The 22,393-nt window shown below is 64.8% G+C and carries 13 protein-coding genes; all 13 read right to left on the bottom strand.

Annotation, left to right across the window (positions count from 1 at the left end; all coding sequences use genetic code 11):
• Window positions 1-238 precede the first annotated feature (238 nt).
• Window positions 239-7,282, bottom strand: a complete 7,044-nt coding sequence (locus tag DGA31_RS16400) for an Ig-like domain-containing protein (protein ID WP_241509606.1) — start codon at window positions 7,280-7,282, stop codon at window positions 239-241.
• A gap of 845 nt (window positions 7,283-8,127) precedes the next feature.
• Entirely contained in the window at window positions 8,128-8,913 is a 786-nt protein-coding gene (locus DGA31_RS16385; protein ID WP_109513270.1) for a cyclase family protein, read from the bottom strand.
• Window positions 8,910-9,893, bottom strand: a complete 984-nt coding sequence (locus DGA31_RS16380) for an NAD-dependent epimerase/dehydratase family protein (protein WP_109513269.1) — start codon at window positions 9,891-9,893, stop codon at window positions 8,910-8,912. Before DGA31_RS16380 ends, DGA31_RS16385 begins: the two co-directional genes overlap by 4 nt.
• Complete coding sequence (locus tag DGA31_RS16375; RefSeq protein WP_109513268.1) at window positions 9,884-10,876, bottom strand: fumarylacetoacetate hydrolase family protein; 993 nt, start codon at window positions 10,874-10,876, stop codon at window positions 9,884-9,886. Before DGA31_RS16375 ends, DGA31_RS16380 begins: the two co-directional genes overlap by 10 nt.
• A complete protein-coding gene (locus DGA31_RS16370) occupies window positions 10,873-11,445 on the bottom strand; it encodes a cupin domain-containing protein (RefSeq protein ID WP_109513267.1) in 573 nt (190 codons plus the stop codon). The genes DGA31_RS16375 and DGA31_RS16370 overlap by 4 nt, the downstream gene beginning before the upstream one ends.
• A 16-nt stretch (window positions 11,446-11,461) precedes the next feature.
• Window positions 11,462-12,670 (bottom strand): MFS transporter, encoded by a 1,209-nt coding sequence (locus DGA31_RS16365; RefSeq protein ID WP_109513266.1) that lies wholly within the window; start codon window positions 12,668-12,670, stop codon window positions 11,462-11,464.
• A gap of 13 nt (window positions 12,671-12,683) precedes the next feature.
• Window positions 12,684-15,170: an efflux RND transporter permease subunit gene (locus tag DGA31_RS16360; protein WP_109513265.1), complete on the bottom strand. Its 2,487-nt coding sequence runs from the start codon at window positions 15,168-15,170 to the stop codon at window positions 12,684-12,686.
• A gap of 4 nt (window positions 15,171-15,174) precedes the next feature.
• Window positions 15,175-16,236, bottom strand: a complete 1,062-nt coding sequence (locus DGA31_RS16355; protein ID WP_109513264.1) for a WD40/YVTN/BNR-like repeat-containing protein — start codon at window positions 16,234-16,236, stop codon at window positions 15,175-15,177.
• A 254-nt stretch (window positions 16,237-16,490) separates the two neighbouring features.
• Complete coding sequence (locus DGA31_RS16350) at window positions 16,491-17,858, bottom strand: DUF1329 domain-containing protein (protein ID WP_109513263.1); 1,368 nt, start codon at window positions 17,856-17,858, stop codon at window positions 16,491-16,493.
• 14 nt (window positions 17,859-17,872) lie between these two features.
• Complete coding sequence (locus DGA31_RS16345; RefSeq protein WP_056836465.1) at window positions 17,873-19,543, bottom strand: DUF1302 domain-containing protein; 1,671 nt, start codon at window positions 19,541-19,543, stop codon at window positions 17,873-17,875.
• 69 nt (window positions 19,544-19,612) lie between these two features.
• Window positions 19,613-20,737 (bottom strand): FAD-dependent oxidoreductase, encoded by a 1,125-nt coding sequence (locus tag DGA31_RS16340; RefSeq protein WP_109513262.1) that lies wholly within the window; start codon window positions 20,735-20,737, stop codon window positions 19,613-19,615.
• Between the two features lie 133 nt (window positions 20,738-20,870).
• Complete coding sequence (locus DGA31_RS16335) at window positions 20,871-21,218, bottom strand: Rieske (2Fe-2S) protein (protein WP_056836461.1); 348 nt, start codon at window positions 21,216-21,218, stop codon at window positions 20,871-20,873.
• 3 nt (window positions 21,219-21,221) lie between these two features.
• The gene (locus DGA31_RS16330) at window positions 21,222-22,163 is read right to left on the bottom strand and encodes a VOC family protein (protein WP_109513261.1); all 942 of its coding nucleotides are present in this window, start codon (window positions 22,161-22,163) and stop codon (window positions 21,222-21,224) included.
• Window positions 22,164-22,393 lie beyond the last annotated feature (230 nt).

Raw genomic sequence — 22,393 nt, 5'->3', positions numbered from 1 at the left:
AATGAAAATAAGACGGATAGCATATTGCTATGAACCGTACATAAGCTTAGGAAAAAACTGAAAATACCCACTGACAATAAAAAGGCGGCAGTTTTATAACACGATGAAAAGCGGTTAATAAAAAACTTTTTATTAATAGTGGGATCCAAAAAATAGCCTATAAGCCCGATATGACTTAGTGCACGTTGCCACGGATGCCGACCATCAGGAACGGCACCGCAGCAACCCCGGACTTCAACTACCCCATCGCCCCCAACGCCCGCGCCAGGTCACTCAACTGTTTGTTCTGCGTGGCCTTGAGGCTGTCCAGTTGCTGGCTCAGGGTCATGGCACCGACGGTGGTGCTCCGTGCCAACGCAGGCTGCACCGTATCGATGGCGTAGTTACTGGAGACAAGAGAGCCGCTGCCGATATTGCCGGCGGCATCGCTGACGCCGGCCCTGTTGAGGGTAATCAGGTTGGTGCTGTCGCTGGTTGCGGCCTTTGGTGTGAAGGTGGCGGACCAGGTCAGCCCGCCGTTGGTGCTGGTCACCGCGCTCAGGGTGCCGTTGGCTACGCTCAGGTCGGCGTTGGTGAAACCGCTGACGGCCTCGTTGAAGGTAATGGTTACCCGCGAGGTCTCGCCGGCTTTCAGGGCCGTATCCGCCATGATCAGGGTGGCCGTTGGGCGTACCGTGTCGATGGCGTAGTTATTGGACACGGTGGTGCCGCTGCCGGTATTGCCGGCGGCATCGGTGACCCCGGCCTTGTTGAGCGTAATGAGGTTGGTGCTGTCGCTGATCGCCGCTTTCGGCGTGAAAGTGGCGGTCCAGATCAGGCCGCCATTGGTGCTGGTCACAGCACTCAGAGTGCCGTTGGCCACGCTCAGATCCGCATTGGTGAAACCGCTGACGGCCTCGTTGAAGGTGATGGTTACCAATGAGGTTTCGCTGGCTTTCAGGGCCAGATCACTCATGGCAATGGTCGCCGTTGGCCGCAGCGTGTCGATGGCGTAGTTACTGGATACCGTGGTGCCGCTGCCGGCATTGCCCGCCGCATTGCTGACACCGGCCCGGTTGAGGCTGATCAGGTTGGTGCTGTCGCTGATCGCGGCCTTTGGCGTGAAAGTGGCGGTCCAGGTCAGGCCACCGTTGGTGCTGGTCACGGCACTCAAGGTGCCGTTGGCCACGCTCAGGTCAGCGTTGGTGAAGCCGCTGACGGCCTCACTGAAGGTGATGGTCACCAATGAGGTTTCGCCGGCTTTCAGGGCCGTGTCGGCCATGATGATGGTGGCCGTGGGTCGTACGGTGAGAACGGCGTAATTATTGGAGACCGTGCTGCCGCTGCCCGCATTGCCGGCTGCGTCGATGACCCCGGCCTTGTTGAGGCTGATCAGGTTGGTGCTGTCGGTCACCGCGCTGGCGGGTGTCAGGGTCGCGGTCCAGGTGAGCCCACCGTTAGCGCTGGTCACGGCACTCAAGGTACCGCTGGCCACGCTCAGGTCCGCATTGGTGAAACCGCTCACCGCCTCGCTGAAGGTAATGGTCACCAATGAGGTTTCGCCGGCTTTGAGGGAGGTATCGGCTACGACAATGGTCGCCGTCGGCCGCACGGTGTCGATGGCGTAGTGAGTGGACACCGCAGTGCCGCTGCCGATATTGCCGGCTGCATCGCTGACACCTGCTCTATTGAGGCTGATCAGATTGGTGCTGTCGCTGGTTGCGGTCTTTGGTGTGAAGGTGGCCGTCCAGGTCAGGCCGCCGTTGGTGCTGGTCACGGCACTCAGCGTGCCATTGGCCACGCTCAGGTCGGCGTTGGTGAAACCGCTGACGGCCTCGTTGAAGGTGATTGTCACCAAGGAGGTCTCGCCGACTTTCAGCGCCGTATCCGCCATGACGATGGTGGCCGTGGGGCGCACGGTGTCGAGGGTGTAGTTAGTGGACCCGGTGGTGCCGCTGCCGGCATTGCCAGCGGCATCAAGCACACCGGCATTGTTCAGGCTGATGACATTGCTGGCATCAAGCAGATCGACTGCCGGAGTGAAAGTTGCCGTCCACGTCAGACCGCCGTCGCCGCTGCTCAAGGCACTCAGCGTGCCGTTCTCGACGTTCAGGTCGTCGTTGCCAAAACCGCTGACCGCCTCGCTGAAGGCGATAATGACTGTTGCGGTGTCACCGGCTTTCAAGGCCAGGTCACTCATCTCGATGCTTGCCATTGGCCGCAGGGTATCGATGGCGTAGTTGTTGGACACCGTGGTGCCACTGCCGGCAGTGCCTGCCGCATCGCTGACGCCGGCGTTATTGAGGCTGATCAGGTTGGTGCTGTCGCTGGTCGCCGCTTTTGGCGTGAAAGTGGCGGTCCAGGTCAGCCCGCCGTCGGTGCTGGCCACGGCGCTCAGGGTGCCGTTGGCGACGCTCAGGTCGGCATTGGTAAAGCCGCTCACCGCCCTGCTGAAGGTAATGGTCACCCGCGAGGTTTCGCCCGCGGCCAGGGCCGTATCGGCCACCACGATGGTGGCCGTGGGCCGCACGGTGTCGAGGGTATAGTTATTGGACACCGTGGTGCCGCTGCCGGTATTGCCGGCCGCATCGCTGACGCCGGTATTGGTAAGGCTGATCAGGTTGGTACTGTCGCTGACTGCCTGGGTGGGTGTCAGGGTCGCGGTCCAGGTGAGCCCGCCATTGGTGCTGGTCACAGCGCTCAACGTACCATTGGCCACGCTCAGGTCGGCATTGGTGAAACCGCTTACCGCTTCGCTGAAGGTGATGGTCACCAACGAGGTTTCGCCGGCTTTCAGGGAGGTATCGGCTACGATAATGGTCGCCGTCGGCCGTACGGTGTCGATGGCGTAGTGAGTGGACACCGCAGTGCCGCTGCCGGTATTGCCGGCTGCATCGCTGACCCCGGCCTGGTTGAGGGTGATCAGGTTGGTGCTGTCGGTCACCGCGCTGGTGGGTGTCAGGATCGCGGTCCAGGTGAGCCCGCCATTGGCGCTGGTTACGGCACTCAAGGTGCCATTGGCCACGCTCAGGTCGGCATTGGTAAAGCCGCTGACCGCCTCATTGAACGTGATGGTCACCAAAGAGGTTTCACCGGCTTGCAGCGCTGAATCAGCCACGACAATGGTAGCCGTGGGCAGTACGGTGTCGAGGATGTAGTTATTGGACGCTGTCGTGCCGCTGCCGCTATTGCCGGCCGCATCAATGACACCCGCCTTGTTAAGGCTTATGACGTTAGTGCTGTCGCTGATCGCACTGGCCGGCGTGAAGGTGGCCGTCCAGGTCAGCCCGCCGTCAGTGCTGGTCACGGCACTCACGGTGCCATTGGCAACGCTCAGATCCGCATTGGTGAAACCGCTGACCGCCTCGCTGAAGGTGATGGTCACCCGTGAGGTCTCGCCCGCTTTCAGCGCTGAATCAGCCACGACGATGGTGGCCGTGGGCAGCACGGTGTCGAGGGTGTAGTTATTGGACGCTGTCGTGCCGCTGCCGCTATTGCCGGCCGCATCAATGACACCCGCCTTGTTAAGGCTTATGACGTTAGTGCTGTCGCTGATCGCACTGGCCGGCGTGAAGGTGGCCGTCCAGGTCAGCCCGCCGTCAGTGCTGGCCACGGCACTCAGGGTGCCATTGGTCACGCTCAGGTCGGTATTGCTCAAGCCACTGACAACCTCGCTGAAGGTGATGGTCACGGTGGCGGTGTCACCGACCTTCAAGGCCTGGTCGCTTATCGCGATACTCGCCGTTGGTCTTAGCGTGTCGATGAGGTATGGCGTGGACGCCGTGGTCCCGCTGCCCGCATTGCCAGCGGAATCAAGCACACCGGCGGTATCGAGGCTGATGACATTACTGGCAGCGAGCAGATCGACCGCCGGGGTGAAGGTCGCCGTCCAGGTCAGGCCGCCGTCGAGGCTGGTCACGGCACTCAGGGTGCCGTTTTCGACCGTCAGGTCATCGTTGCTGAAATCGCTGACCGCTTCGCTGAAGGTGAGGGTGACCGGCGAGGTTTCACCGGCAATCAGCGTGCTGTCCGCCATTACAATGGTGGCGGTCGGGGCCAGGGTGTCGACGCTGTAGCTGGCCGAATCGGTCGTCCCTGCACCGGTATTGCCGGTTGCATTGACCACACCGCTGTTGGCCAGGGTGATGACGTTGCCCGTGGCCTCAATGTTGGTGTCAGGGGTGAAATCAGCAGTCCAGGTGATACCGCCATCGCCGCTGGTCACGGTACCCAGGGTGCCATTGGCCACGCTCAGGTCGGTATTGCTCAAGCCACTGACCGCCTCGCTGAAGGTGATGGTCACGGTGGCGGTGTCGCCGGCCTTCAAGGCCTGGTCGCTTATCGCGATGCTCGCCGTTGGTCTTAGCGTGTCGATAAGGTATGGCGTGGACGCCGTGGTCCCGCTGCCCGCATTGCCAGCGGAATCAAGCACACCGGCGGTATCGAGGCTGATGACATTACTGACAGCGAGCAGATCGACCGCCGGGGTGAAGGTCGTCGTCCAGGTCAGGCCGCCATCGCTGCTGCTCACGGCGCTGAGCGTGCCGTTCTCGACCGTCAGGTCGTCGTTGTTGAAATCGCTGACCGCTTCATTGAAGGTAATGATCACCGTCGCGGTGTCACCGGCTGTCAAGGCCAGATCACTCATCGCGATAGTCGCCGTGGGCCGCAGGCTGTCAATGCTGAAGCTGTTGGAGGTCACAGACGCGCTGCCGGTATTGCCCGCCAGGTCCCTGACATGGGCAGTATTGAGGACAAGGGTGCTGGCGACGGCGATGACGTCGTCGGTCGGGGTGTAGCTCGCCGTCCAGGTGGTGCCACCGTCGGCACTGCCGAGCCCACTCACGCTGCCGTCGGGCGCCAGCAGGTCGGTCACATCAAAGTCGGTCACCGCCTCGCTGAAGGTGATGGTCACGGTGGTGGCCTGGCCACTTTTGAGCGCCGTGTCGGTCACGGCGATGGTCGCGGTCGGCGCCAGTGTGTCGATCGCGTAGCTGGCCGTGCTGCTGCCCGCCCCCGTATTGCCGGCCGCATCCAGTACACCGGGGTTGTTCAGGGTGATCAGATTAGCGGCCGTCTGCACATTGGCGGCGGGGGTGAAGGTCGCGGTCCAGGTCAGGCCGCCATCGCTGCTACTCACAGCGCTGAGCGTGCCGTTCTGCACCGTCAGGTCGGCCAGGGTCAAATCGCTGACGGCCTCGTTGAAGGTAAAGATCACCCGGGTCGTTTCGTCGGCTTTCAGGTCAGCGTCAGCAACGGTGATGGCCACTGTCGGGCGCAGGGTGTCGACAGTGTAGTTGCCGGAACTTGCATTGCCGGTCCCCGCCGTGCCGCCGAACAGCACCTTGGCCAGGTCCAGGGTGATGACGTTGCTGGTGTCTTCGATGTCCACGTCCGGGGTGAAGGTGGCGGTCCAGGTGATCCCGCCATCCGTGCTGCTGACCGGGCCAAGCGTGCCGTTGGCCAGCACCAGGTCGCTGCTGTCGAAACCGGTCACCGCGTCGCTGAACGTCAGGGTCACCTGCGTGGTCTGGCCCGCCTGCAAGGTGCTATCGGCCAGCGCAATGGTGGCCCTGGCGTAGTCGAGGTTCAGCGTGCCCTGATTGTAGAGCGTGTCGATGCCGGCAGTTGTCACTCCGGACGCCCCCGAACTCACTGAGCCAGCGGTACCACCGGCGCCATCGTTACCGGTCAGGCGTGCATGGCTGGTGGTATTGATATTGAGGGTGCCGGCGTTCCAGATCGCCCCGACGCCAAGCCCACCCGCACCGGCCGCCCCTGAGTAAAGTCTGTTGCCAGCACCGGCACCGCCCCCACCGGCGCCGGCGTTGTCGGTGATGCTCGAATGGCCAGTGATGGTCAACACCGCCCCGCTGCTGTTGAAGATACCGCCACTGGCATCTGCACCCTTGCCTCTGCTACCGGTCAACTGGTAGCCAACAGCGCCGCCACCCCCGCCAATACTGAGGGTTGCGCTGCTGGCCGAGCCACCGGCACCGCCGGCCACTCTATAGGACAGATAAGAGGCCGCCCCTGAGCCACCGACGTTAGAACCGCCGGAGCCTCCCACGGGGACGTCATAAGATGAGGCGCCGTTGCCTCCGTTCCCGGAGCCGCCAGGATTTCCAGCTCTGTCAGGATTGCGACCTCCAGAGCCTCCGCCGACGCCCGTAGAGGCACTGGTCTTGATACCGCCCCCCCCACCGCCGCCGCCTAGATAGTAATTGCCCTGAGTCGCACCCCCGCCCCCCGAAGCGGCGTTGGCTGTCACCGTGACGCTGTTGAGTGTCAGGTTGCCATTGTTGGCAATCCCGGCCCCCAGAGACGAAACAGCCAGACCTCGAGCATCTGCACCATTACCGGCAATCAACCCCCTGGTGACGACCAGGCCATCGAGCGTCACCGTGCTGCCCGAGGTCACTTCCAGCACACGGCTCTTGTACTGGGCGTCGAGCGTAATGTCAGCGGTGCCGTTGTTGTCCAGGTCGCCATCGAGGGTGATGTTCTTGCTGATGGTCAACTGGCTGTCGAGCAGCACCGTCGCGCCGGGGGTGCTGAAGGTGATGATGTCACCGGCCTGGGCGCTGGCCAGGATGTTGCGCAACGAGGTGCTGTTGCCGGTGTCGGCGTAGTTGCTGACCACCAGGGTCTGCAGGCCCCACTGGTAACCGTCCCTGGCCTGCTGCGAGAGGGCACTGGTGCTCTCCAGGCTGCCGGTGGCCACTTCCAGGCTCCAGTCGCCGCCCATGCCGGTGCGGTTGCTCGACGCGGCGATGTCGCGGCCGGTGCTGATGGCCAGGGCGTTGACAAAATCGAGCCCCTCCTCGCCTTCGGCGGTGTTGCAGGCGTAGATCAGGATATCGCCACCGGCGTTCATGTCCTGGCCGATCTGCGCCAGCACGCCGCTGTACTGGTTGAGGTTGTCGCTCGACAGGTGGGTGCTGCCCAGCCACAGGTCGCCGGCATTGCCGTGGGCGATGATCTGCACCGAGCTGACCCCCGAGTGCGCGTCCAGGTACTCGGCAATCTGTTGCAGGCCTTCGCGGCTGGCATCCAGCCTGACCACGTCGGTGCCGGCGGCCACGCCGGCGATCAGGCTGTCGCTGTCCTTGACCCGTGCGTCGACGAACACCACGGTCTGGCCCGGCTCGGCAGGGCCGGTGGGGGTGATGTCGGCGGTGGCGTGCGTGTTGTCCTGGCCGGCATTGCTGTCGGCGGTGGTGTTCGCTGCGGCCTCGGCCGCTACCGGGTGCTCGGTTGCGGTGTCGGCCACGGTCGCGGCCACCGCGCCGTCGAACAGCATGCGCGGCTCCAGGCACAGGATCATGGGCGGAACGGGAACGGTCTGAGCTGAACCGGCAGGCTTGACGGTCCGAGACGCTTTTTTATTCCACCACATGCTGCTCACCCAGGATTGATCGTTGCAACGGATATGAAAACGGCGATCAGGATGACCGCAGCGTCTGATGTCACGTAAAGAACAGCAATATCATTTCAGAAATGACACGTTCCGAGAAAAATCGAACAGGCAGGATCGTCGTCAAACAATACGGGCGGCGAGCGCTCTGCCATGAATATTTCTCATGCGCCCACCGGGCAAGCACTGCACTTACAGGCCGGAGGATTTAAAACGCCAGCATAACCGAATGAAAATAACGCGGATAGCGTATGGGCAAAGACAGCAGAGGCCTTTGGAGAGAAATATTAAAAAGCTGATCAGAGCGAAAAATAAAAAAATTACGCACACGCGTGGGAAATTTTTAAAAGTAAAGTATGACCACAATGCGATTGAGCCCCAGGCCCAGGAACCTGAATAAAGACGCCTAGCGGACAATGAATTGCCGTAGCGCGCCTGGCCCGGGCTGCGTCAGCAGTCGTGAATGTCAGCGTCTCACCGATGCCTGTGAGCGCTTCGCGCTCAATCGCGGACAAGCCCCCCTCTCACAGACAGTCGAGGGGGGCAGCCGCCTGCACAGGTGGCGCGTGTCTGGATACGCCTGAAACGCCTAGGCTCTGTACGTAAAGTGGCTGCGCTCGGCCATGCGGCGTTAAAAATCGACTCGCAATGCTCATTGACACGTGTCAACTGCGCTTGCTCGCCGCTTTTTGCCTTGCCTGACCTTCGCTCACCGACGTTTCGTACAGCGCCTAAGGTTCCAGAATCGCCACTGCTCGCACGAACCCGGCCGAGGCATGGCGGATCTTGTACGGAAAGCAACTGATCAGAAAGCCGTGATCCGGCAACTGTTCCAGGTTGGCGAGCTTTTCCATCTGCCCGTAGCCAATGTCGCGCCCGGCCTTGTGGCCTTCCCAGATCAGCGAGGCGTCGCCGGTTTCGGCAAAGCGTTCACGGGTGTACTTGAACGGTGCGTCCCAGCTCCAGGCGTCGGTGCCGACCACGCGCACGCCGCGCTCGAGCAGGTACAAGGTGGCCTCGCGGCCCATGCCGATGCCGGCATCCAGGTAGCCAGGCTGGCCGAACAGGCTGCCGGCGCGGGTGTTGACCAGCACGATGTCCAGCGGTTGCAGCACATGGCCGATGCGCGCCAGTTCGGCCTCGACTTCGGCGGCGCTGACCAGATGGCCGTCGGGCAAGTGACGAAAATCCAGCTTCACCCCCGCTTGCAGGCACCACTCCAGCGGCAGCTCGTCGATGCCGAAGGCCGGCTTGCCGCCGTCAGTGGTCGAAGCATAGTGCCAGGGCGCGTCCATGTGTGTGCCGCTGTGGGTGGTGATCTGCAGGCGCTCGGCGGCCCAGGACTCCTGCCCTGGCAGGTCTTCCAGACGCAGGCCGGGGAACATGGCGGCCATTTCCGGCCAGCCTTGCTGGTGGTCCATGTAGTCGATTTTCGGCAACAAGGGCGGTGGGTCGGTGTAGGGGTTGTTGTCCAGGCTGACAGAGAGGTCGAGCAAACGGCGGCGGGTCAGGTTCATGCAGAGCGATTCCTTGGCAGGAGGGTTACGCGGCGGCGTGAGGGAATGTCGAGGGCGTTGCGCAGCAAGGTGGCGGCAGAGCCGTCATGGCGAAACCCCAGCGCGCGGGCAATGGGGGTGTGCAAGGGGGGGAAACGACCAAACAGGGCCTCCAGTGACGGGTCAGGTTCAAAGCGAATGCGCGCACCGTAGTCGGCCCCGTAACAGGCGGTCAAGGCGTCCAGAACCTGGCCCATGGACAGATGTAACACAGGCAGTTGCCAGACCCGCGCGCCGTCCAGGCCGGACAATTGCGCAGCATGCAGCAGGTTATCGACGCAGCAGCGTGCCGACATCCACCACGCCGTCGCCTGAGGCGAAACCGGGCAGGTGTAGCTGTCACAATTGGCAAAGGCATGTAACACATCACTCATGAAAGCCGAGCGCAGGCCATTGGCTTGCCGGGGCCTGGCGACGATGCCGGGCAGGCGCACGCTGCGGCCATCGATCAGGCCCAGGCGCGTGAGGTCCTGCACGGCGGTTTCGATCATCAGCTTGTGGGCGGCATACGACAGTTGCGGACGCGGCTGATGGCTTTCGTCCATGCGCCGGGGCAGTTCGCTGCCATACACCGCGATACTGCTGGCATACACCAGCACCGGCGGGCGCTCGCGGTGGCGCAACTGCTGCAGCAATTCCAGGCTGGCCTGCAGGTTGACCTGGTAGCCCAGCTCGTAGTCCGTCTCGGCGGCCCCACCCGGCAGGCTGGCCAGGTGAAACACCACGTCCACACCGTCGGCCAGCGCCCGGCGCAGCAAGGCCGGATCGCACAGGTTGCCGAGATGACGCCGCACCCGGCGGTCATCGGGCAGATCGGTCAGTGCCTGATCCAGCAGCAACAGGGCCTCGATACGTTGCCCGCGCAACTGGCCGGCCTCCAATAGCCGCTGCACCAGTGCGCGGCCGACAAAGCCGTTGGCCCCGGTGATCATCACGCGCATGGCCAGCCCCCCTGCACTACTTGTTGATCGATGGCGCCAAACAAGACCTCGCCTTCCTGGCCACGGGCTTCCATGCGCACCCGGTCGCCGAAGCGCATGAAGCCGGTGCGCGGCTGGCCGTGCTCGATCATCTCGATGGCCCGCCGTTCCGAGATGCACGCCGAACCGACCTGGCGATCGGCATTGGACACCGTGCCCGAGCCGATCAGGGTGCCGGCGCACAAGCGTCGTGTCAGCGCTGCATGGGCGATCAACTGGTCAAAGCCAAAATGCATGGCACCGCCGTGCGGGTGGCCGAACCACGCCCCGTTCCATTCGACGTTCAAGGGCAGGTGCACGCGCCCGTCATGCCAGGCGGTGCCCAGCTCATCGGGGGTCACCGCCACCGGGGCGAAGCTGCTGGCCGGCTTGGCCTGCACGAAGCCGAACCCGGTCTGCATTTCACGCGGTGCCAGGGCGCGCAGGCTGACATCATTGAGCTGCACCAGCAGGCGCACATGCGCCAGTGCCTGCGCAGCCGGGCAACCCATCGGCACGGCATCGAGCAGCACCGCGAACTCGCCCTCAAAATCAATGCCGTGCGCCTCGCTGGGCAGCACGATGTCGGCGCGGGGCCCGAGAAAGTCATCGCTGGCGCCCTGGTACATCAGCGGAATGCGCTCGGCGCCTTCGATGGGGTCGAGGTTGAAGGCCTTCTGCATCAGTTCGCCGTGGCTGAGAAAGCACGAGCCGTCCAGCCATTGCCAGGCGCGGGGCAAGGGCGCGGCCAGTTGTGCGATGTCCAGGTCGAACGCCTGTTCGGCCTGATGGGCATTGAGCTGGCGATAAAGGTCCTGCAACGGCGCCTCTACCTCGCACCAGCGCTCCAGCGCTGTTTGCAAGGTGGCGGCAATGCCGCCCGCCTTCACGGCGCGGCTCAGGTCGCGGGACACCACCAGCAGGCAGCCATCGCGGCTGCTGTCGTCGAGCGTGGCCAGCTTCATGGCAGCACCGCCTTGAGCGCAGCGTCATAGCGGCCGTCAAGCAGGATGAAAACCATCCTCGCCATCTGATCGGTGCGGTTGCTCCAGGCATGGTTGGTGCCGCGCTGCACGACCACGTCGCCGCGCTTGAGGTGGACCTCCTCGGTGTCGAGCACCAGCCACACCTCGCCTTCGGTGACGATGCCGTAGTCCAGCGTCTCGGTGCGGTGCATCAACCGGTGCCGCGCCTCGGCGTGGCCGGTGCCGGCCTGCGGCTGGCCGATCTCGGCGAACACCGCTGCGGCGTCCTCGACACTGAGCGACGGCTGTGCGCTGTCGGGCGCAATGTCCACCACGCGAATGACGCTGCCCAGGGGCGCGGGGCTCAGTTGCAGCGGTTGCGTGGACGGATCGGCGCCGTTGTCCAGCGGCGCCGGACTGTGTGGGCTGTTCCAGAGTTCATGGAACACCGTGCCGGGCACGGCCTTGAGTGCCACGCTGTTGGGGGTGGCGCCGCACAGGGCGACCATGGCCTGGCCATGCGGGTCATGACCGGTGACGACACGTTTGAATTCGGGCAGCGGTTGCATGGTTTCTCCTGGAAAATCAGTGGCCATCGCCCAAGGGCATGGCAGGGGCGGACGTGGCCGGGCGCGATGAGCGGCGCAGCAACAGCAGGCACAGCGGTGCCAGGATCAGTTGCACCAGGGCAATCAGCAGCAAGGCCCTGGGCAGGTGGGAAAGCTCGCCGGTGGTGATGGCCAGCACCAGCAAGGGGCTGGCGAACTCGCCGGCGAAAATCGCCGCCGTGAACCCGCCAGTGGCCCGGCCGCGTTGCTCGAAACCGACGCAGGCCATGACGCGGGTGATCAAGGTGGGCAGCAACAGGCCGATGCCCAGGCCATTGATCAGCACCGCCAGTGCCATCAGCTCCAGGCGGGTCACGTACGCCATCAGTGCCCCGCCCAGCCCGGCAATGGCAAAGCCCAGCGCCAGCACGCGCGCCGCCGGCTGGCGCGACAGCCAGCGAAAGCTCAGCGCGCCCAGCAGCACGCCCAACTGGTTGGCGCCCATGACCAGGCCGATCTGTTGCGGGGCGTGGATGTCGAGCAATTGCAGGCGGTAACCGGCCTGCACCGGAACGATGAACAAGCTGACGCCGGCCAGCAGGGTCAACAGGTACAGCGGGCTCAGGGCGCGCCAGGCAAAACGCTCAGAGGCATGCCCGGCCGGACGGACTTGCACCTGAGGTTCCCACAGCAACAGGGCCAGCAGCGGCAGGCACACCAGCCCTGCCGCATACAGCACGAACGGCGTGCGCCAGCCGTGCTCGCCCAACGCCCCGCCAAGGCCCATGAACAGCGCCGCCGACAACGAGGTGACCACCATCTGCAAGGCAAACAGCCGCTCGCGGCGCCGGCCGTCGAAGTAGTCGCCCATCAGCGTGGTGCAGCAGGTCATGATTCCCGCCTCGGCCAGGCCGATGCCGGCGCGGCTGGCGACGATCAGGTGCAGCGAATCGAGCCACAGCGGCAAGACCCCGCACAGGCTGTAGAGCAGCATGCTGCCCAGCAGCAGGCGCCGCCGGCCGATGCGGTCGGCCAGCACCCCGGCCAGCGGCGCCAGCAAGGCGATCACCAGCGCCGGCAGGGTCAGGGCCACCGGCACCAGCACCGCCGCGCCCGGGGTGTCGGCAAAATGCACTTGCATGCGCGGCAGCACCGGGGCGATCAGCACCGCTCCCAGCACCGGCAGGCAACTGCAGAACAGTAACAACGCCGCCTGGGCGCTGCCTGCACGAGCGTGATTGTTCATGGGACGATTCTCCTCAGGCCCGGACGGGCTTGCCGTCGCCGGCAGGATTGGGCGCGCGCTGCACGGGCAGTGCCGGACGGGCGGCCGTTTGCGCCGTGTCAGGCACACCGGTGGCGTCATGCGCCGGCGCCAGGCGCTGCGGCAACAGGAAGTAGGCCAGCGCCGGCAGCAGCACCAGCGCACCGACCATGTTCCAGACGAACATGAACGCCAGCAGCACGCCCATGTCGGCCTGGAACTTGATGGGCGACAGCACCCAGGTGCCCACGCCGATGGCCAGGGTCACACCGGTCAGCATCACCACCTTGCCGGTGAACAGCAGCGCCCGGTAATAGGCCTGCGACAGGCTGGCGCCCTTGCGCAGTTCGGCCAGCACGATGCTCATCACGTACAGTGCGTAGTCCACGCCGATGCCCACGCCCAAGGCAATCACCGGCAGGGTCGCGACCTTGACGCCCATCCCCAGGCCGACCATCAGCGCCTCGCACAGAATCGACGTCAGCACCAGCGGCAGCACTGCGCACACCACGGCCCGCCAGGAGCGGAAGGTCACCAGGCACAGGATGATCACCGCGCCGTACACCCACCAGAGCATGTCGCGGTTGGCCTGGCGTACCACGATATTGGTGGCGGCCTCGATCCCGGCGCTGCCGGCGGCCAGCACGAAGCGCGCCTGGTCGCTGTCGTTGGCTTTGGCAAAGGCTTGCACGCTGTCGACCACCCGGGTGAGGGTGTCGGCCTTGTGGTCGGTGAGGTAGGCGTAGAGGGTCAGCAGGCTGCAGTCGTCGTTGTACAGGCCACGCGGGGCCCCGGCGGTGACCATGTTCAGGGTCGCCTGGTTATTGACCAGTTCGTACCATTTGGGGTTGCCTTCGGACAGGCCGACCAGCACCCGGCGGTTGAGCAAGGCCAGCGAGTTGGTCGAGTCCACCCCGCTCAGGCCGCGCAGTTGCCAGTCCAGTTGGTCGACGCGCTTGAGCGTGTCATAGGCCGAGCAGCCGCCCGGCGGGGTCTGCACCATCACCGCAAAGACATCACTGCTGGCGCCGTAATGCTGGGTGATAAAGGCATTGTCGCGGTTGTAGCGTGAGTCGGGCCGCAGCTCCGGAGCGCCGGCATCCAGGTCGCCGATCTTCAGGTGCAGGCTGACCATGAAGCCGCCGATCGCCATCAGCGCGGCCACGGCTACGCACAACGCCGCCCAGCGACGCTGGGTGAACAGGTCCAGAAAGCGCCACAGCGCAGGCTTGGCCGCCCCGCTCGCTTCGGCCTCTTCAGCGCGCAGGCTGCGTCGGGCAGCCGTGGGGCTGACACCGATATAAGACAGCAGCACCGGCAGCAGGATCAGGTTGGTGAAGATCAGCACCGCCACCCCCAGGCTGGCGATGACGGCCAGGTCCTGGATCACCGGGATCTTGATGATCATTAGCACGGCAAAGCCCACGGCATCGCACAACAGCGCTGTCAGCCCGGCGAAAAAAAGCCGCCTGAAGGTGAAGCGCGCCGCCACCAGCCGGTGCATGCCACGACCGATGTCCTGCATGATGCCGTTCATTTTCTGCGCGCCGTGGCTCATGCCGATGGCAAACACCAGAAACGGCACCAGCACCGAATACGGGTCCAGTTCATAGCCCAGCAGCGGCAGCAGGCCCAGTTGCCAGACCACCGCCACCAGTGAACAGGTCACCACCAGCGCGGTGCTGCGCAGGCAGCGGGTGTAGCCGTAGAGCACCACGCCGGTGATGATGATAGCCGCCGCAAAAAACAGCAGGATCTGGCGCAGGCCGTCGATCAGATCGCCCACCACCTTGGCAAAACCGGTGATATGGATCTCTACGCCTTGCGCCTGGTAGTGGCTGCGCAGGGCTTCGAGTTCATGGGCCAGGGCGGTGTAGTCCAAGGCCTGGCCATCCGGGGTCTTGTCCAGCAGCGGCACATAGATAATGCTGGAGCGCTGATCGAAAGCCACCAACTGGCCGATCTCGTTGGAACGCTCGATATTGCGTTGCAAGGCCGAAAGGCTCGCGGCTCCGCCGTCATAGCCATCGGGAATCACCGGGCCGCCCTCCAGCCCCTCTTCGGTCACCCCGGTCCAGCGCGTTGACGGTGTCCACAGCGACTTCATGGCGGCGCGGTCCACGCCCGGCAGCAGATAGATCTCGTCGTTGAGCGCTTGCAAGTTGCGCAGGTAATCGCGGTCGTAGATCGTGCCCTGCGGGTTGGCCACTGCGATGCGCACGGCATTGCCCAGCCCGGCCAGCTCCTGGCGGTGCGCCAGGTAGTTATGGATGAACGGATGATCGTGGGGGATGGTTTTCTCGAAGCTGGCATTGAGCGTCAGGCGCGTGGCCTGCCAGCCCAGCAGCAAGGTGGCCGCCAGGCACACCAGCAGCACCCAGGTGCGATGGTTGAACAGGGCGCGTTCCAGCAAGGAGCCGGAGGCGCTGTCGAAGTCGTCGAGGCGACCGCTGGACGGTGCCTTGGAAGTCGAAACGTGCATGGGCTCAGTCCGCCGCAGAAGAAGTGGAAGAAGACGTCAGGCGCCGGGCGCCGGCCATGCCCACGGTGATCAGCGCGCCGTCGGCGGCCTGGGTCACGGCGGTCAGCGGCAGGCCTTCGGACACCGCCTGCGGTGTGGCGGCAAATTCGTTCAGGCCGCTGCGCAGCAACAGGCCGGCCTGATTGGCCAGCAGCACCTGGTTACCGGTCACGCGAATGGCGTTGAGTGACGCCGGTATCGGGTTGGCCAGGGTTTCGAAGCTGTCGCCGTTGTTTCTGGAAACAAACAGCTTGCCGCGCAGGCCGCCCACCAGCAGGCGCCCGTCGGGCAGCAGGGCGAGGCTGAAATAGCTGCCTTCGTACGGCCCGTCCAGCGCCTGGAAATGCTCGCCGCCATCGCGTGAGCGCAACAGTAATCCTTGTTCGCCGGCCATGAACAAATCGCGCCCTTGGCGCGCCAGGGCATACAGGTGCAGGCCGCCAGGGTTGGGCAAGCGGGCGCCTTGCGACTGCCAGGTGCGGCCACCGTCGGCGGTGGCCAGCGCCAGGCCATAAGCCCCCACGATCAGGCCGTGACCGGCATCGCTGAAGCTGAGCGCCAGCCAGGGCTTGTCGGCGCCATCGGCCACCAGGCGTCTGGCCGCGTCGATGCGCGTGCTGTCAGCTGACGCCTCGGCGGCGCGCAGCTCCACAGTTGCCACCCGCTGGCCATCCAGTTGCAGGGCCCAGTGTTCGCCGCCGTCTTCACTGCGCAGCACCACCCCGGCGTGGCCCACGGCCCAGCCGGTGCGGGCATCGACAAACTGCACCGCGTTCAGGCCGACGCTGACCGGCACCGCCGTGGCCTGGCGCCAGTGCAGGCCATTGTCGTCAGACAACAGCACCACGCCCCGCTCGCCCACTGCCACCAGGCGGTTACCTGCACGGGTCACGTCCTGCAGCACCGCGCGCAAAGCTTGCGGGCCTTGCACGGCAGGCTGTTGCAGCGCCTCGGTGGCTTGCACCGTGACCACCGGCGTCAAGCTGCAACAGGCGGCCAGCAGCCAGCGGAAAACCCTTGTATTCATGTGCACGCCACCTTTCAAGGTTGTTGTTATTGAGTCCAAAACGCCTGTCGCACAGCCAACAGGGCGCCGGTGTAGGAGCGCGCTTGCCCGCGACCGGCTGCGTAGCAGTCGTAAATTTTCAGCGTTTCCGAGATTTTTCGGTCATCCGCTGTAGATTTTCAGTGTTTCCGAGATCTTGCGAGCGCTTCGCACTCGGTCGCGGGCAAGCGCGCTCCTACCACGGTCAGGCTGCGGACAGCGCGCCCGCGGCAGCTTCAGCGCACGCCTTCGCCGGCCATGGCGTCGGCGGTGAACACCGAGTCCTTGATCGGCGGCACGATGCGGTACTGCTCGGCCTCGCCGGCAAACAGGTCGCCGGCAAACCAGGCCCCGGACACCAGGTCGTAGAAGCCGTTGGTCAGCGTCACCACCCCCGGCAGGTCGGGCAGGACGACCGGCGATGTCCACACCACCTTGGCCAGTTGCCCACGGGCGTCGTAGCGCTCGCCCAGCACCGCCGCCCAAGTGTCTTCATCGAGGTAGTAGGTGCTCTTGGGCATCACATGGCGCTGGCCGTTTTTCAGCGTGGCCTCGACCACCCAGACCCGGTGCAGCTCCCAGCGAACCACGTCGGACTTCAGGTGATGAGCGTCCAGCAGCGCTTCGGCACTGGGGGCGGTGAACACCTTGTTGGCGTTGTAGGGGATGTACATCTCTTTCTTGCCCACCAGTTTCCAGTCGAAGCGGTCGAGACGGCCATTGAACACGTACAGTTCATCGAAACTCATGACCCCGGCGGTGGCCGGCGTCGGCGTGTCGCAGCAAGCGTTGGGCAAGCGACGCACGCGGCGCTGGCCCGGCAGGTAGGTCCACACCGCCGCCTTGTCGGCATTGAGGTTTTCAAGGCCGGTGATGGCCTCGCCGGCACGCAGGGGCGGGCCGTCGTTGATCATGCGGATCGACCAGAACACGCCCTTCTCGCCCGAACCACCCGGCAGGTACCAGGGCATCTGCAGGTCGGCACGCGAGTCGTTGGTCAACACATGCTTGCCGTCGGCGGTGGTCAGGTACTGGGAGAAGCTGGCGTGCCAGGACGCGCCGCGCCAGCGCAGCAGGTGGTTCCACATGGCTTCGGCGCCGTTTTGCGGAATCGGGAACGGAATACCCCCGGAGGCGCCCTCGGGCATCCCCCCCGCAGGGCCTTCGACCAGCTTGCCGGCCGTGGCATTGGCAAAGGTGGCGTCGTACACCGCCTGCGGCGCGGCGGCGCTGCGATGGGTCGGGTACACCTCGACCCGGTAGCTGTCGGGGTATTTCTTGAGCATCGCCTGCACACCGGGGGTCAGTTTGTCGGCGTACTGGGCCATGTTCTGCGCGGTGATGGTCAGGGTCGGCTTGTCGCTGGCGAACGGGTCACCGCGCTTGCCGCCCGCTTTATAGGCCGGGTCGGCCTGGGTGTAGCCGCCGGTCCAGGCCGGAATGCTGCCGCTGGCATTGCCGGCGCGCTCGGCGCCCAGCGGGGTCAGGCTGGTCTTGAGCCGGGCGGCGTCCTCGGCCGACACGGCAGCCATGGCACCGTGGGCGAACAACAGGGCAGCGCTCAGGGCGCTGAGCATCGAGACGATCTTGTAGGTATGTTTCATCGGGCTGTCCTGGGTCAGAAGCTGCGGCTGACGGTGAAGGCGATGAAGTCGCGGTCTTTGAGCGACTGTTCAAAGGTGTAGTTGTTGCTGGCATCCAGAAAGGTGTTACGCGGGCCGTAGTAGTGGGTGTAGGTCAGGCCCAGGTTCCAGACGTTCAGGTAGTTGCCCTTGAGGCCGACGTTGATGTCGCCGCCCTGGTCGGTGCCAAACCCGGTGCCCAGCGCGCGCGAGGCACCGTGGGTGTAACTGGCGCCAAGCGGCACGGACAGGTCCAGGCCCGGGTAGAACTGCCGGTACATCGGCTCGTAGACCAGGCGCAGGCTGGCCGCGTCGCGGTCGGCATTGGGGTCGATGGCATCGCGGTTCTTGCTCACGCTGAGCACGCGGTTCCAGGCGATTTCACCGAGAAAGCTCGATTCGCGGGCAATGAAGCTCGGCTCCAGGCTGGCCAGCCACGACAGGTTGGCGTGCAGGGTCCGGCCGGTGGCGTACACCGGGTTATCGCTGTTGTCGAGCGCCTCGCCAGGGGCCAGCGAATGCTGGTTGGTCGAGGCCAGCGGCTGGTTCCAGCGCGTCGACACTTCACCGGCCACGTTGAAATTGCCCAGCGTGGTGGAGAAGCTGGCGCCCAGGGCCGAGATGTCCTCGGGGTAGACCCAGTAGAACTCACCCGCCTTGCCGGTAACCGGGTTGAGGCTGGCAAAGTCGGGGCGCACGTTGAGCTGCGGCGACTTGTCGTGGAAGCGGATGGCATACAGGCCCCAGTCAACGGTCTCGGTGCGCCAGCGCAGTTGCACCCCGCCTTGCCCCGAGTCTTTGGCGTCCTTGTCCTTGCCGTGGTAGAAGGCCAGCGGCTGGCCACCCGGCATGACCGGTGCGCCGACAAACAAGCGCTCGGCGCCGTCGCCAAAGAAGTCGTCGTTGGAAAAATAGCTGCCGGCGGCCGGCAGGCGGTTGGCTTCCCAACTGAACTGGTAATAGGCGCCGATCGACACGTCCGGGGTCAGTTGCAACTGGCCGGACAGCTGTTGCACCGGGCGGATCAATTCCTTGAACTGGGTGTTGGGCACCGACAGGCCCTTGACCACGTCGATCGGTGCCATGCCACCGGCAATGCCGTTCATGCCGTAGAACAGGCTCTCGCCCCACTGCATGGCGTAGCGGCCCACACGCCCGGACACCGGCAGGCCGCCGATTTCAGTCTTGCCGAACAGAAAGGCATCGAGCAACTCGCCCTTGCGCCCGTGCAAGGTGCGGGTGTCATCAGTGAACTGGTCATAGCGCACCGAGGTGCTGTTACTGCGGCTCGGGTCGTTGTTGTCAGTGCCACGGTTATAGGCGTCGTCGTACCAGGCTGCGCCGCTGACCCGTGCGCCGACGTTGTCATAGGTGATGTCCAGCTCCGAGAGCAGGTCCAGGCGGTTGGAGATCAGGCCCTTGCGGAAATTGCGGTCGCCGTCGTCCAGGTTCAGCGAGGTCTGGCCTTCGGTCAGCCGGCTGTCGGGGTCCTGGGTGCGCCAGGCGGCGCTGTATTTCAGGGTGTTATCCCAGCGCACCCGCAGGTCGGGGATACCCGTGTCGATTTCAAAGGCCTGGCTGTGCCCGGCGGCCAGGGCCAGCAGGGTCATGGCCAGGGGTTTGAGGGGCGGCAGTGTGCGCCTGTGTACAGGGTTGCCAGTCAACATCGGAAACACCTCTTTTATTGTTGTTGTGCGTGTGTACGGTCAGGCAGCGCTCAGGCGCCACCGCAGGATTCAGATGGGGCGAGCGGTGACCTCCAGCATCTGCTTGACCAGGCCGATGCGGTCAAACGACGGGTCGCGCTCGACCTCCTTGGCGCCGGCCAGCAGCGACATTTCACTGATGTACTTGCAGCGCTCGAAACGCCGGGCCATGAAGCGCTGCAATTGCGCCTCCAGCGTGCCGTCGGCGGTCAGCTCTTCGGCCAGCACCACGGCGTCTTCGATGGCCATGCCGGCACCCTGGCCCAGGTGCGGGGTGGTGGCGTGGGCGGCGTCGCCGATCACCAGCACCCGGTCGCGGTACCAGGGCTCGTCGATGAACACCGCTTCCAGCGGCTTGTAGACCACTTCGGCAGAATCGGTGATCTGCTCGCGCAGCTCGCCGATCAGGCCGCCGAAACCGGCCAGCCGCTCGCGCAGTTCAGTGGCCAGGTGGGCTTGTTCTTTCCAGGGATTGCCCGGCTCGTGGGAGGTGGTGAACAGGTACATCAGGTCGTCGGCCAGCGGCACCAGGCCCGCGTTGCCGGCCGGGCCCTGGTAGTTGGCCAGGTGATCGAGCCCGCCGCTGCGCTTGAAGTTGTAGCGCCACACCGACTGGCCGGTGAAATGTGGCTGGTAGGTGTCGCCAAACAGCAGGCTGCGCACTTTGGAGAACAAGCCGTCGGCACCGACCAACAGGTCGAAGCGCCCCTGGCGACCGTCGCTGAACAGCACGTCCACGCCCGCCTCGTCCTGCTGAAAACTGTCGATCGAGGTGCCCAGGTGCACCTGGGTGCCCAGCGCGATGGCGGTTTCGCTGAGCACCTTGTGCAGGGCGCGGCGCGAGATGCCGACATTGGCCGGGTACTCGGGGCCGGCCAGGCGCTGGCCGGGAATGCGCACCAGCTGCTGGCCGGTGGTGGAATAGATGGCGACGTCCTCAAAGGCGAAGGCCGCGTCCAGGTAGGCATCCAGCAGGCCCAGGCGGTGCATTTCGCGCACCACGTTGCTCTGCTGGATGATGCCGACGCCGTAGACCGTCCATTCGGTCTTGAGCTCGACCAGCTCGACGGCAATCCCTTTGCGGCGCAAGGCAATGGCGGCGCAAAGCCCACCGATTCCGCCGCCGACGATCAACACGTTATTCACGGTATTCATGGCATTCCTTATGTCTTGTTCTTGTAGTTGTGCACGGTGTGCGGGCCTTCCTGTGCCTGGGCACAGCTTCCCGGTGCCGTCGGGCTTTGACCAATCGTGTGTAGGGATGCGACCTATCGCCTGGCGCGATACCTCAGTCGTGCAACTGCGCCAGCGGCACTAGCAGCCAGCCGGCCTGCTCGTGGTGTTGCAAGGACACCAACGACTGCCCCCGGCACGGGCCGTAGACACACTCGCCGGTGTCGGGCCGAAAGCGGGCGTTATGGGCGTAACACACCACCCACTGGCCGTCGGCACTGAGAAACCGGTCCTTGCGGTACTCCAGAGGCGTGTGCAAATGCGGGCAGCGATTGCGATACACCCGCACAACGCCGGCATGGCGCAGCACAAACAGGCTGTCGGCACCCTGCCCTTGCGGGTCGAACCCGCGCGCCTGGCCCTCGGTGATTTCGTCGAGCCGGCACAGCGTGGCGCAGGCCATGGCTCAGCCCTTTTTCGGCGGCGGGCCGCTGGGGGCCCATTTTTCCCGGGCACTGAACAGGAACAACTGCGAGTTATCGGCCGACATCGGCGCCTGCCGGGCGGCCCATGCGTCGTCATGACGGTCCATGTCGGCGTCGTACTCGATGTGGCAGCCCAGCGGCGAGTTGAAATACCAGAACCAGTTCGAGCCCAGCATGTGCCGGCCCGGCCCCCAGAAGCTGGTCCAGCCCTGGCTCTGGAAACGCGTACCGGCCAGCAGCACTTCGGTGCCGCTGCCCATGTGGAAGGTGAAATGCTCGCAGCCCTGCATGTGCGGCGGAGTCTGGATCATGAACAGGCAGTGGTGGTCGTCCATGGCGGCGGTGCGCATGAACGGGCCCACGCCAATGAAACTGTCCGTCGTGACAAAGCCCAGCCGGTCACGGTAGAACGCCTCGCCCTTGGTCGCATCGGGGACGAAATACACCACATGCGACAAGGTGCGCGGCAAGGCCGGCATGTCGCCGTAGATGCCCAATTGATTGAGTGGGCGCTGCGGGGCGCTGCCCGGCGCGTTGGTCAGGTCGGCGGCGGCTTCGAAGGCACGCCGGCAGGTGACCTGAAAGGCAATGGCAAAGCCCAGGTCGTCGATGCAGTGCAACGCACCGTCGGCATCACGACGCACCTCGCGGTCACGACCCAGCTCATCGGCAATGGCCGCCAGGTCGGCGGCGCTGGCCACGCCATACACGGTTTCGCGCAGCGACGGGGTCGGGCCCAGGGCCGGCGGCAGGCTTGGGTCATCGCCGCGGCGGATGATGATCGCGGTGCCGTCGAGCGCTTCGAAGCGCCCGCCCTCGGCGTCCAGGTGAGTGGCCGCAAGGCCGTAGTCGCGCAGGCAACTGGCACAGGCCGGGATGTCGTCGACACCGAAGATCAGGGCGTCGAGGCCAAGAATGTTCATGGCGGGCTCTCCATTGGAATTGTTATGGGCGCCGGGCAAGGGCGCAGGTATCGGCCACGACGGCAAGGGGCCGTCCGGTTGCAGCGCAGTTGACGCCAGCACCGGGCGGCTGACCAATCGTGTGTAGGGATGTGAGGCATCGGCAATTGCGATACCTGCGCGGGTACCCATAAGGCCGGGCGTTTACCGCCCACAGCGGCAGAAGCGGGATTGACGCGGGATCGGACGCG

The organism is Pseudomonas ovata, from assembly GCF_003131185.1.
In the GTDB taxonomy this organism is placed as follows: Bacteria; Pseudomonadota; Gammaproteobacteria; order Pseudomonadales; family Pseudomonadaceae; genus Aquipseudomonas; species Aquipseudomonas ovata.
This window is presented reverse-complemented; position numbering and strand designations above follow the sequence as displayed.

Bases quoted from the DNA above. Each gene is read 5' to 3' on its own strand.
- DGA31_RS16400 (WP_241509606.1), bottom strand. From the start codon at position 7,282: ATGCTGTTCGACGGCGCGGTGGCCGCGACCGTGGCCGACACCGCAACC.
- DGA31_RS16385 (WP_109513270.1), bottom strand. From the start codon at position 8,913: ATGAACCTGACCCGCCGCCGTTTGCTCGACCTCTCTGTCAGCCTGGAC.
- DGA31_RS16380 (WP_109513269.1), bottom strand. From the start codon at position 9,893: ATGCGCGTGATGATCACCGGGGCCAACGGCTTTGTCGGCCGCGCACTG.
- DGA31_RS16375 (WP_109513268.1), bottom strand. From the start codon at position 10,876: ATGAAGCTGGCCACGCTCGACGACAGCAGCCGCGATGGCTGCCTGCTG.
- DGA31_RS16370 (WP_109513267.1), bottom strand. From the start codon at position 11,445: ATGCAACCGCTGCCCGAATTCAAACGTGTCGTCACCGGTCATGACCCG.
- DGA31_RS16365 (WP_109513266.1), bottom strand. From the start codon at position 12,670: ATGAACAATCACGCTCGTGCAGGCAGCGCCCAGGCGGCGTTGTTACTG.
- DGA31_RS16360 (WP_109513265.1), bottom strand. From the start codon at position 15,170: ATGCACGTTTCGACTTCCAAGGCACCGTCCAGCGGTCGCCTCGACGAC.
- DGA31_RS16355 (WP_109513264.1), bottom strand. From the start codon at position 16,236: ATGAATACAAGGGTTTTCCGCTGGCTGCTGGCCGCCTGTTGCAGCTTG.
- DGA31_RS16350 (WP_109513263.1), bottom strand. From the start codon at position 17,858: ATGAAACATACCTACAAGATCGTCTCGATGCTCAGCGCCCTGAGCGCT.
- DGA31_RS16345 (WP_056836465.1), bottom strand. From the start codon at position 19,543: ATGTTGACTGGCAACCCTGTACACAGGCGCACACTGCCGCCCCTCAAA.
- DGA31_RS16340 (WP_109513262.1), bottom strand. From the start codon at position 20,737: ATGAATACCGTGAATAACGTGTTGATCGTCGGCGGCGGAATCGGTGGG.
- DGA31_RS16335 (WP_056836461.1), bottom strand. From the start codon at position 21,218: ATGGCCTGCGCCACGCTGTGCCGGCTCGACGAAATCACCGAGGGCCAG.
- DGA31_RS16330 (WP_109513261.1), bottom strand. From the start codon at position 22,163: ATGAACATTCTTGGCCTCGACGCCCTGATCTTCGGTGTCGACGACATC.